The sequence below is a fragment of the Lujinxingia vulgaris genome, assembly GCF_007997015.1.
Lineage (GTDB): Bacteria > Myxococcota_A > Bradymonadia > Bradymonadales > Bradymonadaceae > Lujinxingia > Lujinxingia vulgaris.
Window position 1 is genome coordinate 741,560 of the sequence record NZ_VOSM01000001.1, and the last position, 12,891, is coordinate 754,450.

Here is a 12,891-nt window from a genome sequence, read left to right on the forward strand (position 1 = left end):
TGAAAAGGTCTGCGGCGTCGGGCTCAGCGCGCTACTCGCGGAAGATGCCCAGGTCGACGTCGACGCCGGCGTGGCGCAGGTCTTCATAAAACATCGGGATGTAGCCCGTCGGGTAGAACTCGCCGGTGCCGCCTTCGACGCGGTAGTAGAAGACGTCGCCCAGGCGGAAGGTGTCGAGATCGACGCCCTGAACCTCCGAGATCTGCTGGACGCGGAAGCCGCCTTCGCTGGTCGCATGAAGGACGACCACCAGGTTGACCGAGCGAGCGACCTGCTCGCGCAGCCCGCGGGGGCTGAGGTCGGCGGCGCCCAGCAGGCTCAGACTCTCCAGACGTCCCAGCGCATCGATCGCGCTGGAGCCGTGCAGGGTGAGCATGCTGCCTTCGGTGCCGCTGGCCGCCGAGGTGACCCAGTCGTAGGCCTCCGCGCCGCGGCACTCGTCGAGCACGATGCGCTGCGGATGCATGGCGACCGCACCCCGAAGCAGGTAGCGCATATCGAAGCCCTGGGCCGGGTTCGCCTCGAGGCGAAGCGCGGTGGGGGCGTCGAGGTTCAGCGAGCTATGCTCTTCGATGGCGATAAGCCGCGAGCTCTCGGGCACCAGGCGGCTCAGCGCGCCAAGCAGCGTGGTCTTGCCGGAGCTGGTCGGGCCGGCAATGACGATGGAGCGACCGGCCTCCACCGCGCGACGGAGGAAGTCGGCCATTCCGACGCTCATCGCGCCCTGGGCGGCAAGCTCATCGAGCGAGGGCTGGTAGCGCTTGGGCTTGCGGATCGTTAGCACCGGGCCGTCTACCGCCAGAGGCGGCATCACGATATGCACGCGGGTCCCATCGCTGAAACGAACCTCGTCGGCCGGCGAGACGCCGTCCTGCGGGCCGAGCAGCCGGCGCGCGGCCAGGGTCAAGAACTCGGGGTGGCTGAAGGCCCTCGGCGCGATCACGAGCTTGCCGCCGCGCCGCAGGATGATGCGATCAAAGCGGTTGACGTAGATCGCCTGAACGTCCGGATCATCGAGGTAACTCTCCACCGGCCCCAGGCCCACCGCTTCGGTGAGCAGGGTCTCGATGAGTGCCTCGCGGTCGCCCGCCGGGCTGACCACGTCGATGGCCTCATCGATGATGTTCTCAAAACGCGCGCGGTCGCTGTCTTCGGGCGGGTAGGCCAGCGGCAATTCTTCTTCGCCGAGCTGCTCAAAGAAAACGCGCGCGACATCGACCTGAGCCAGATGCGCGTCGGCGTCGAACTCATCTTCGAGCGCGATGCGAGTGGCGAGCGGACGGATGCCCAGAGGTCCGGGCGTCTCCACCACACCCTCATCAAGCGGGGCCGGGGGAGCGGGCTCTTCTTCGGCCGGCGCGTCAAAGACGGGCACGTCGAAGGCCGGGGCCGCGGGCTCGGCGCTTGCCGGAGCTTGCGGGGCGGCCTGTGGTGCGGGCGTGGGAGTTGCGGCCACATCGAAAGGATCGACTTCCTCGTAGGCCGGTTCATAGGCCTGACCTTCGCCGGTGACGCGGTCGTCTTCGGTGAGGGGCTCGACCTCGGGAGACACTTCCAACACGTCCACTTCGGCGTGATGGGCGTCCATGTCGGCGTAGGTCTGTCGAAGATCCTGGCCCATCGCCCCGCCCGGGGGCGGGGTGGGCGTCGGAGGCGCAACCGGAGCGCCGGGGATCGAAGGCGCGCGGGGCGGCATATTCTGCGGCCCGCTGGCGGGCTGCTGCGGTGCCGAGGGCTGCTGCGGAGCCTGGAAGGGCTGCTGCGGGCCACTCTGCGGCTGCCCGCCGAAGCCACCGGACTGAGGACCGTCCATCACCGTGGGGAAGTGACGGTCCATCGGGCGATTGCCACCCGGGGCCTGCGGAGGCTGAGGCGGAAGCCCTCGACCCGGAGCCTGCGGAGGCATCGGCGGACCCGGGTTCACCGACGCATTGGGCTGCTCGACCTGCAGGATGAAGTCGCCGATGTAGATCTTGTCGGCTTCACTCACCGACTGCTCGGCGGTGACCTTGCGTCCGTTGACGTAGGTGCCGTTGGTGCTCTTCAAGTCGACGATAAAAAAGGCGCTATCGCGCAGCACAATGCGGGTGTGCTGCTTGGAGACGTTGCCTTTGGGAAGGACGATGTCGTTGCCCTTCATACGCCCGATGGTGATCTCGGACTTGTCGAAGTCGAGCCGTGACTGCTGCCCACCTTTCTCGCTGATAAGTACGCTGAACATGAGGGGCAGATCCTCCTTAGAAAGATAAACGGACGTGAGGTGCAAGAGGGGAAAACGCTGTCGCGGTGGTCCCCGCGCCAGGTTGGCCTTACACGCCTGTCGCACCCGCGAAAATCGGGGCGCAGGCGCGTGATTTCAGGCCCATCTCAAACTGCCCGGATGGTCGCACCGGGTCTGGAGGGTGTCAAGAAGCCTGCCGGCGAGCCGGTGGGCTCAGACCTTGCTCTGCTCGCCAGCTTCCGGCTCGGCGCTCTCGGCGGGTGCTTCGGCGGTCGAGACATCGGAGCTCTCCGCGCCGGCTTCGGCGTTCTCGGCAACTTCGGTCGTTTCGGAGGCCTCGGTGCTGGCCACGCCGTCGGTGCCGTCCGGTGCTGGTGCGTCGGTTGTGCTCGACGCCTCGTTCGCCGGCGCAGCCACATCGACCGGCTCGCTCTTCGGCGCGTCGGGCTGGCGGGGAAGTCGCGCCCAGATGTCCGGATCGTTGGGCGCAAACTCCGGATCGTAGAGGTGGCAGCGAACCTTATGGCCCGGGGTCGGCTCCACGGTGCGCGGCTCCACGGTCTTGCAGGGGGCGAAACACGCCGGGCAGCGCGTATGAAAACGGCAGCCCGAGGGCGGGTTCATGGGGCTGGGAACATCACCCTTGAGAATGATGCGCTGGGCGCGACGACGCGGGTTGGGCTGCGGAATCGCCGAGAGAAGCGCCTGGGTGTAGGGGTGGAGCGGGTTCTCGTAGAGCTCGTCGCACTCGGCGAACTCCGCGATCTGCCCGAGGTACATCACGGCGATGCGATCCGAGATATGCTGCACCACCGAGAGGTCGTGAGCGATGAAGAGGTAGCTCAGGTTGTACTCCTGCTGAAGATCCATCAGCAGGTTGATGACCTGGGCCTGAACCGACACATCGAGCGCGCTCACGGCCTCATCGCAGACGATGAAGTCCGGGTTGAGCGCGAGCGCCCGGGCGATGCCCACACGCTGGCGCTGCCCCCCGCTGAACTCGTGCGGGTAGCGGGTGATGTACGAAGGTTGAAGACCCACGCGCTCGAGAAGCCCCTCAACCATCTCGCGCACCTCGGGCCCCTGGGCCACCTTATGGAAGGTGATCGCCTCGCCGATGATGCTCTCAATCGTCATGCGCGGGTTGAGGCTGGAGAAGGGGTCCTGGAAGATGATCTGCAGGTTGCGCCGCAGGCTGCGCATCTCGGCCGGGCCCATCTTCAGGATGTCCTGACCCTTGTAGAGCACCTCGCCATCGGTGGGTTCGAGCAGGCGCAAGAGCGAGCGCCCCGCGGTGGTCTTGCCGCACCCCGACTCCCCCACAAGCCCGACGGTCTCGTTGGCGTTGACCTCAAAGGAGATGCCGTCGACGGCTTTTACCGAGCCGACCTGACGGTTGAAGAGGCCCTTCTTGATGGGGAAGTGCTTCTTAAGGTTGCGGACTTCAAGCAGAGTAGGGGCGACGCTCATAGCGAGTACCTTGGGGCCTTAAGCAGGTTACCGTGCGACTTCAGCCGCATCTTCGTTGGGGGCGACCGAGCCATCGGCCGCCACACTTCCGTCGGTGGTGGGCTGGGTGCCCGCGCGCACCTTCTCGGCGTACCAGCACGCCGCGGTGTGGCCGGGCTCAAGCTCCACCGTCGGCGGAAGCTCGGAGCACTTCTCGGTGGCAAACTTGCAACGCGTGCGGAAGCGGCAGCCCGAGGGGAAGTCCTGAGGACGCGGCACCATCCCGGGGATCACGTAGAGACGGTCGTCGCGCCCGCGCGCCCCGGTGGTGTCGATGGTCGGCAGGCTGTTAAACAGCCCGATGGTGTAAGGGTGAGCCGGCTTCTCGAAGACGGTGTAGACGTCGCCGTACTCCACGATGCGCCCGGCGTACATCACCGCGACGTCGTCGCAGGTCTCCGCCACAACGCCCAGGTCGTGGGTGATGAAGAGGATCGACATGCCCCCCTCGGCCTGAAGCGACTTCAGAAGCTCCAGAATCTGGGCCTGAATCGTCACATCGAGGGCGGTGGTAGGCTCGTCGGCGATGAGAAGTTTGGGCTTGCTGGAGAGCGCCATCGCGATCATCACGCGCTGCTTCATGCCCCCGCTCATCTGGTGGGGGTACTCGTCGATGCGCTGCTCCGGAGCCGGGATGCCCACCTTTTCCAGCATGTCGATGGCGTACTCGCGGGCCTCGGCGTACTCCATGTCCTGGTGGAGCAGGATCGCCTCAATGATCTGGTTGCCGACGGTGAAGACCGGGTTAAGGCTGGTCATCGGCTCCTGGAAGATCATCGAGATGTCGTTGCCGCGCACCTTGCGCATCTGCGCTTCGGTAAGCTTGGTGAGGTCCTGTCCGCCGAAGAGGATCTGCCCGTCGACGATCTTTCCGGGCGGCTGCGGGATCAGCCGCAGCACGCTCAAAGAGGTCACCGACTTGCCGGAGCCCGACTCGCCGACCAGCCCGAGCGTGCGCCCGCGCTTGATCTCGAAGCTCACGCCGTCGACCGAGGGCAAAACCCCGTCGTCGGTAAAGAAGTAGGTCTTGAGCCCGTCGACCTTCAGGATCACGTCATCCGACGCGTCAGTCTTGTTGCTATCGTTGGCCATAAGGTCCGCTCTTACTTACGAAGTTTGGGATCGGTGGCGTCGCGCAGCCCCTCACCGATGAGGTTGAGCAGGCTGATGGTGACGAAGATGGCAAAGCCCGAGCTGAGAATCAGCGTCATCTGCTGGGTGTTGCGCCCGCTGGTCAGAATCTGCCCCCAGCTCGGCGCGTTGGCCGGACCCACACCCAGAAAGCTCAGCGTGGCCTCAATGAGGATGGCACCGGCCACCCCGAAGGTCGCCGAGACAAAGACCGGCTGCACCGCGTTCGGGAGCACGTGGCGGAAGATGATGCGCGCGCGGGTAAAGCCCAGCGCGATCGCCGCCTGCACGAAGTCCTGGTTGCGCAGGCGCAAAAACTCCCCGCGCACCAGGCGCGCGATGCCCGTCCAGCCGGTCAACCCGATGATGAGCATGATGTGGAAGATCGAGGGCTCCTCAATGAACCCGGCCAGGGTCAGGATGAGGAAAAGCACCGGGAAGCACATCATAATTTCGATCATGCGCAGAATGATGTTGTCGACCCGTCCGCCGAAGAAGCCCGCCAGGCTCCCCAGCACAAGACCGATGGCGGTGTAGATGCTCACCGCCACAACGCCGATGGTGAGCGAGATGCGCGTGCCGTAAATCAGACGCGTGAACACATCGCGACCCTGGCGGTCGGTGCCCAGAAAGTGCTCCAGACTCGGACCCTGGCTGACCGCCATCAGGTCCACATCGCGGTAGGAGTACTCGATAAGCGGGAAGAACAGACGCGCACCTTCCAGCTCTTTGAGCGAGGCGTAGTCCACGTAGGGCTGGCTGAAGGCCATCATGTAGATGACCGAGAAGAGCACCACGCCCACCGCCGTGACCGCCCCGATGTAGCGCAGCCGTGTCTGGCTGCGTTCGGTGTCGGTGAGCTCGGTTTTAAAGCGCATCATCAGCGTCCAGGCGATCAGGCTCACCGGGACGTAGAAGAGCAAGAAGTTAAAGAAGATGTCGACGCCGCTATCAAAGAAGTTCTGATCGAAGAGCGCCGCAAACCACGGAAAACTCGTGGTGCCGTGCAGCTGCGTATACGGCCCGACCCCCTCGGGGATATGCATGTAGAAGGGCACGTTCATCGCCAGCACAGGCGCGATCATCGCGATGACGAAGAGCGCCAGCACGCCGTAGACGCTGTAGTAGCTGAGTCGGTACTTCTTGAACTGACCCCAGACAATCTGCCCGTAGGTCTTGTACTCGGGCCGCGGGGGGCTGGAGGAGGTTTGGGAGTCGGTCATCGTCGCCTGTCCAACGTAAGGTGCGAGCCGGGGGCTCTAAGCGCCCCGGCAAAAAAGGTCGAATCCTGCGGGCTCAAAGAGCGCTCATCAATCGAAGGTGATGCGCGGGTCGACCAGCGCGTAGCTGATATCCGAGAGCAGCAACCCGATCAGCGTGAGCACTGTCGACATCAGCAGACAGGCCATGATCGCGTTGTAGTCGTACATGTAGATGCTCTCATAGAGGTAGAGCCCGATGCCGGGGATGTTGAAGATGAACTCGATGACGATCGAGCCACTCACCAGCGTCGGCAGAAGGGTGCCCAGCAGCGTCAGGATCGGGATCATGCCGTTTCGCACCGCGTGCTTGAGCACGACCATCGACTCGGCCAGACCCTTGGCGCGGGCGGTGCGGATGTAGTCGGCGCGGATCACGTCCAGAAGACCGGTACGGGCATAGCGGCTCAGAGCAGCGAGCGAGCCGTAGGTCAGACAGATCAGCGGCAACAAGATGTGCCAGGCAATCGAGCCCATCTGCTCAAGCACCTCCATATTCTCCGAGCCGTCGCCGATGAAGCCGCCGGCCGGGAACCAGGAGAAGGGGCGACCCACCGCGAAAAACTGGATGAGCAGAACCGCCGTAAAGAAGCTCGGCAGGCTGTAGAGCACAAAGAGCGCGATTGTCACCACCTGGTCGCGTTTTGTGTTCTGGTTGTACGCGCTCCAGATGCCCAGCGGCACGCTGATAAGGTACGCGATGAGGATCGAGAAGAAGCTCAAGGTCATCGTGTAGGGGAGCTTCTGCATCACCGTATCGAAGACCGGGCGGCGGTCGACCGTGCTCACCCCGAAGTCCAGCTTGAGCAGGTTCTCCCAGTACTTGGCGAAGCGGGTATCCATAAAGAAGATGCCCACTTTGTCGGCCGCAGAGTACTCGAAGCGCTCCTGATTCTCTTCGAACCAGGGGAGCCACTTCTCTTCGAGGATCGTCGCGACGTCTTCCTCGGTCACGTCCTGGGGGATAGTCCAGGAGCGGAGCTGGTTGTTCTCCGAGGCGATCTTGCGGTTGGTCTCGCGAAGCTCGGCGGTGGGCTCCGGGTTGAAGCGGTCAACCTGCGGGCGCTGGGCGTTGATCGCCAGGCGCTGCACGGCCAGTCGGCGGATGTCGAGGCGCTCGTGGTTCTGCGCCAGCGCGATCAGGTGCGGCACCGCATAGTTACCCAGGTTCTCCACGTGCTCCTGAGCGGCGATGATGTCGGCCGACATCGGGCGCTCATTGGCCGGGGTGCACGAGGCATCCGCCGGTGCACCTTCCGGGCAGACCGGACGCTGGAAGTCGGCCACAACCCGCAGCTGCTCTTCGACCTCGGCGATGGTGAGGTTGTAGCGGGTGTTGAGCAGGATCGGTTTGTCCAGATTGAACTGCTCTTTGAAGATGCGATAGCTCTCGCGAGCGTCCTGCGAGACGGTCTCGGTGCCGTCCGGGTTGGCCGCTGCCGCCGGATCGCCCGGTGCCAGGTTGAGCACCAGGAAGATGATCAGCGAGATGATCGTAAACGTCGGGATCATCAACAGGACGCGCTTTAAAATGTAAGTAAACATGCTGCCTCGCCCTCAGGGGGGCCGGTTGCGCGCGAGTGTCAGGCGCGCGAAGGATGCCTTAAGCGCACAACGCCGAGGCCTGCCGCAGTGGGCGAGCCTCGGCGCCGGCGCTGCTTACTCGCCGGACTCGTCGATGTACCAGGGCAGCGAGTAGGTCTGCGGGCGAATCTTCTGGAAGACCACGTTCTTGACGCGCGGGTTCCAGGCCACCGATTCCTTGGGAGCGTAGAAGAAGCTGTAGGGCTGCTCCTCGTGCACGATCTGGTGGAAGCGGCGCAGCAGGCGCATGCGCTCTTCGGTGTCGAAGGTCACGCGCAGGGTCTCAATGATCTCGTCGGCCTCGTCGTTGCGGAAGCCCACGCGGTTGGAGCCCTTGGGAATGTCGGCCTGGCTGGAGTGCCAGATCTGGAAGGGATCGTTGAACCAGCTCAAGCCCCAGCCGCCGGTGAAGGCGTCGAACTGCTTGTCATCCATGCGGCGCTGCATCAGCGGCCACTCCACGAAGTCGCCACGCATCTCAATGCCGATCTTACGAAGATCTTCGCGGTAGACGGTCACCCAGCTGCGCACGGTGGGGCGGTTGTACGAGGTCAGCGTGAAGCGGAAGTCGATGTTCTCGCCACCGATATTCTTCTGGCGGATGCCATCGCCATCGGTGTCCACCCAGCCGGCCTCGTCGAGGAGGGCGGCAGCCTTTTCCAGATCGAAGGGGATAGGCTCGATGCTCGGGTCGTTGGCCGGGTGGTCGTAGTAGAAGGGACCGGTCTGCAGCTCGCCCAGGCCGTTGAGCACGTTGTCGATGATGCTCTGACGGTTGAAGGCATGCGTCATCGCCAGGCGCACCTTCTGGTCGGCGAACATGGGCTTATCCATGTTCCAGCCCACGTAGTAGTAGGCGAAGGCGTCGATGATCTCATGCTCAAGCGTGCCGTTCTTGAAGGGGCTGTTGGGACCGGCGTTCAAGATCTCGCTGCGGTAGCGGGGCTCGGGAAGCTTGGGCAAAAAGTCGAGCTGGCCGCTGAGGAGGCGAGCAAAGCCCTGCTCGGGGTCTTTGATGATGTGGAACTCGATGCGCTCAATCGGAGGCCTCGCGCCGAAGTAGTCACGATTTTTGGTGAGCACGACCTGACCGCTGGGGGTGTAGCTGTCGAAGATGTAGGGGCCGGTGCCGATCGGGAAGTCTGCCGACCAGTGGGTGTTGAACTCCACCGGGATGCTCTCTTCGGGAAGCTCGTTGCCCTCGCGGTCACGCGAGAAGAGCCACTTGGGCAGCGGGTAGGCCATCAGCGTGGTGGTACGGGAGTGGTAGACCGGGCGCTTCCAGGTGACCTTGAAGGTGTAGCGGTCAACAACTTCGACCTTCTCGATGTCTTCGACGTAGCTCTTGATGAAGCCTGCCTCAACCTGCGGGTTCATCGCCATCTCGAAGTAGAAGGCGGCGTCTTCGGCGGTCATCTCGCGGGGCTCGCGCAGCCACTCAAACTCGGGGTTGCTGAAGTCGACCTTGGGCACGTGCCAGTAGACGCCTTCACGCAGGCTGACGGTGTACTCGGTGTTCTCCTCGTTGACTTTGACCATGTAGGCCAGGTCGGAGACGAAGTTGTCGGGGTTGTTGAAGTCCTGACGCACAAAACCGCTGTGCACGTAGGACTGGATCTCGCTGACGTCGACGGAGTTCTCGGTCAGCCAGTTGAACCCTTTGGGGTCGCTGGAGATCAGGCGCTTGAGCGTGCCGCCTTGCACCGCGTCGGGGGCGATGAGCTGGTCGGTGGCCGGGCTGAGCAGGTTGTCCGGATCGTTGATTGCCGCGGCGTAACGGTCGTTCGAGGCGCCGGCACCTCCGCCGGCGTTGCCGGCCACAGCCACACCCGACTCCAGCTGGGAGAGGATGCGCTCGGTGGTGCGATTGAGGTCACCCAGGCTGCGGTTGACTTCAATGATCTTTTTGTTGGCCTGGTAGGATTGCGCGATGCTGATAATCGCCAGCAGGGCAACCACGATCAGGACTCCGATCAGGGCGAGGGTGGCTTTGAATGTTCTCGGCATGAACTTTACCGCTCCAGGGGTCGGACCAGGGCTTGGGCGAAGACACAGGGCTGCGCCGGCCAGGTTCAACGATCACTTTAAGACGTTATCATCCGGCGAATGCAACCGGGCGCGCTCAGGCGCACGCGGGCTCGCCATCAAAGAGGGCGTAAGCTACTGGACCCTCTAAAACTCTGTCAACCACCCCGAGGCGCTCCTTTTGCAGAGCACTCGGGGTGGTTGGTGGTGTGTTAAGTGGTTGTTATTGTTCGGTTTCTTGTTCCGTGCGGGCGGCTTTTGCGCTGACGCTCAGGCTGAGCTCGTCGAGCTGAGCGGCGTCGACGGCGCTGGGGGCTTCCGACATCAGGTCGGCCGCGCGCGTGGTCTTCGGGAAGGCGATGACGTCGCGCAGGCTGGCCGCGCCGGTGAGCAACATCACCAGGCGGTCCACGCCGAAGGCGATGCCGCCGTGGGGCGGGGTGCCGTAGGTGAGCGCCTTGAGCAAGAATCCGAACTTCTCGTTGGCCTCTTCCTGCGAGAGCCCCAGGAGCTCAAAGACGTTGTTCTGCACGTCCTGGCGGTGAATACGGATCGAGCCACCGCCGATCTCGTTGCCGTTGAGCACCAGGTCGTAGGCCTGCGCGCGCACCGAGAGCGGGTCGGTCTTGAGCTTCTCAAAATCTTCGGGCAGCGGGCTGGTGAAGGGGTGGTGCATCGCGTAGAGACGCCCCTCTTCTTCGTCGGCCTCGAACATCGGGAACTCGGTGATCCACACAAAGCGGAAGGCGTTGGGGTCGGCCAGGCCGAGGTCTTTTCCGAGCTGCTTACGCAGGTTGCCCAGCGCGGGGTTGACCACCGACTCGCGGTCGGCCACGAACACGATGAGGTCGCCGGCCTCGGCGCCCATCTTCTGCTCGATGGCCGTGCGGGCGGCGTCGTCGAAGAATTTGGCGATCGAGCCGCTCCACTCGCCATCGCCCACCTTGGCCCAGGCCAGGCCTTTGGCGCCGTAGACTTTAACGGTGTCTTCCAGCCCGTTGATGTCTTTGCGGCTGAGCGTGTCGGCGCCGCCCTTGATGCAGAGGCCACGCACGGTGTTGCCGGCGGCGACGGTAGCGCTGAAGACCTTAAAGTCGCTTGTCGCCACAAGCTCGCTGACGTCGCTGATCTCCATGCCGAATCGAAGATCGGGGTTATCGACACCAAAGCGGCGCATCGCCTCGGCGTAGGCCATACGCTCAAAGGGGAGGTTGATTTCGATGTCCAGCGTGCCCTCGAAGATCGACTTGATGAGGCCCTCACAGACCTTCATCACGTCTTCGGCGGTCACAAAGGAGAGCTCCATATCGATCTGGGTGAACTCCGGCTGGCGGTCGGCGCGCAGGTCTTCGTCGCGGAAGCATTTGACGATCTGGAAGTAGCGGTCGAAGCCGGAGACCATCAGAAGCTGCTTAAAGATCTGCGGGGACTGCGGCAGCGCGAAGAACTTGCCCGGGTGTACGCGGCTGGGCACGAGATAGTCGCGCGCGCCCTCCGGGGTGGAGCGGGTGAGCACCGGCGTCTCAAACTCCCCGAACCCCTGCGAGGTGAGGTAATTGCGGGTGAGCGAGTAGACCTTGCTGCGCGTGAGCAGCGAGCGCTGCAGCATCGGGCGGCGAAGATCCAGGTAGCGGTACTCAAGGCGCAGGTTTTCGTTGGCGTCGCAATCGTCGCGGATGGCAAAGGGCGGAGTTTTGGCTTCAGAGAAGACCTCAAGCGTCTTCACCACGACCTCAACGGCGCCGGTGGAGCGATCTTCGTTGACGTTCTCGCCACGGCTGACCACCTCCCCGATGATCGCCACGCACCACTCCGAGCGGAGCTGGCCGGCGCGGGTGAGCGTCTCGTCGTCCAGATCCGGATCAAAGCGCAGCTGGCAGATGCCGGTGCGGTCGCGAAGATCGACAAAGACCATTCCGCCAAGGTCACGGTGGCTGGCGACCCAGCCGACCAGGGTGACGGTCTGACCGATCTGGCTCTCGCTGAGCTCGCCACACATATGGGTGCGCTTGTGCTGATCGAGGAAGGTACTCACGAGCTGCTCCTTAAAAGGGATCATCAAAGGTTCATGCCCGGCTTAAGCCTCAAGGGGCCCGGGCGAATTTGACGCAAAGCGTCGATGGAATCGCGGACTAAAACACGCGCTTTGCCGCAGTGTCAACGACGGCGCTTATGCCACCGGCTGTGCGACTTCTTCGAGAAAGTATTTTGTGACTTCAAGGCCGTGCTCATCATCCCACCCTCAAAGCGACCTGGTGAGCTGCGCACTCGCCATATGGACTTTCCACGACGAAGGAGGCGATGATGGCGCTCGTAGAACTGGGACTTACGCGAGACGTAGCGATGGATGAGAAGCTCCCCGTAAAGTGGGGCAAAGACAGGCCTGTCAGCCCGGGGCCGAGCGCGCAGGTCATCTCGACGCCGGGAGCGCGGATGGTTTACAGCCCCTTTCTAAAGGAGCGACCCGGGCGCGCGCTGCAGGTGTTGGGGGAGCGCGACAACCCGGCGGTGGTCCCCTGGGGCTTCTGGGGGGCGGTGATGCTGGCGGGGTTACTCGCCGCGATGATCGTCTTTCGCGGCAGCTCCGGCCTGCAGTCGATGTGGGACCTGCTCTGGGTGATGATCGCTGTGGTGGTGGGCTCGGTGATGCTCAAACTGGGGAAGAAGACCAGTCTTGAAGAGCATCTTCTGTGCGAGCTCGATCTGATGCGCGGCATCGTGACCTGGCCCGTGCAGGGGAGTGAACTTGCGGTGACCTTTGATGAGGTCGAAGAGATCGTGTTTGGCATGACGCAGTACCCCATCTCCAGCGATGGGGAGGGCACGAAGGTGCATGCCTTCTCGTTGCTCTTGCGCGACGCGCAGGGGCGGCTTGTGCCCATTGTCGAGGCATCGCCGCATAAGGGAGAGACCCACGCGATCGGCAAGGTCTTCTCCCGGGTGCTGGAGGTGCCCCTGACCTATGTGGGGATGGGCATTAAATAAGGTCGAATTCGGGGGCACCGGTGCGTCGGAGTAGGGCGAGCAGGCCGCCTTGACGCGCTGGCACCCCGGCGGTAATAAGGCGGCGGCCGCGCATTGCGGGCCGCTATTTTTGTGTTTTTGGCAGGGCGTGGAGGCCGGCAAAGCGGGTCGCGCTGCGCGTAGGTTGATCTTCCAACG

The 12,891-nt window shown here is 63.5% G+C and carries 8 protein-coding genes; 1 reads left to right on the plus strand and 7 read right to left on the minus strand.

Going from position 1 to position 12,891, the window contains the following annotated elements:
* Positions 1-31: 31 nt before the first annotated feature.
* From FRC98_RS03010 to aspS, 7 genes are all read right to left on the minus strand, one after another.
* On the minus strand, positions 32-2,221 hold the full coding sequence (locus tag FRC98_RS03010) for a TadA family conjugal transfer-associated ATPase (protein WP_146979808.1): 2,190 nt from the start codon (positions 2,219-2,221) through the stop codon (positions 32-34).
* A 213-nt stretch (positions 2,222-2,434) separates the two neighbouring features.
* A complete protein-coding gene (locus FRC98_RS03015) occupies positions 2,435-3,691 on the minus strand; it encodes an ABC transporter ATP-binding protein (protein WP_146979809.1) in 1,257 nt (418 codons plus the stop codon).
* A gap of 27 nt (positions 3,692-3,718) precedes the next feature.
* Positions 3,719-4,822, minus strand: a complete 1,104-nt coding sequence (locus tag FRC98_RS03020; RefSeq protein WP_146979810.1) for an ABC transporter ATP-binding protein — start codon at positions 4,820-4,822, stop codon at positions 3,719-3,721.
* Positions 4,823-4,833: 11 nt separating this feature from the next.
* A complete protein-coding gene (locus FRC98_RS21235; protein ID WP_230467215.1) occupies positions 4,834-6,084 on the minus strand; it encodes an ABC transporter permease in 1,251 nt (416 codons plus the stop codon).
* Positions 6,085-6,171: 87 nt separating this feature from the next.
* Complete coding sequence (locus tag FRC98_RS03030; protein WP_146979811.1) at positions 6,172-7,665, minus strand: ABC transporter permease; 1,494 nt, start codon at positions 7,663-7,665, stop codon at positions 6,172-6,174.
* A 114-nt stretch (positions 7,666-7,779) separates the two neighbouring features.
* Positions 7,780-9,711: an ABC transporter substrate-binding protein gene (locus tag FRC98_RS03035; RefSeq protein WP_146979812.1), complete on the minus strand. Its 1,932-nt coding sequence runs from the start codon at positions 9,709-9,711 to the stop codon at positions 7,780-7,782.
* Positions 9,712-9,952: 241 nt separating this feature from the next.
* On the minus strand, positions 9,953-11,764 hold the full coding sequence (gene aspS, locus FRC98_RS03040; RefSeq protein ID WP_347342143.1) for an aspartate--tRNA ligase: 1,812 nt from the start codon (positions 11,762-11,764) through the stop codon (positions 9,953-9,955).
* Positions 11,765-12,033: 269 nt separating this feature from the next.
* On the opposite strand from aspS, the gene FRC98_RS03045 reads away from it, so the two are divergent.
* A complete protein-coding gene (locus tag FRC98_RS03045; RefSeq protein ID WP_146979814.1) occupies positions 12,034-12,714 on the plus strand; it encodes a hypothetical protein in 681 nt (226 codons plus the stop codon).
* Positions 12,715-12,891: the final 177 nt, after the last annotated feature.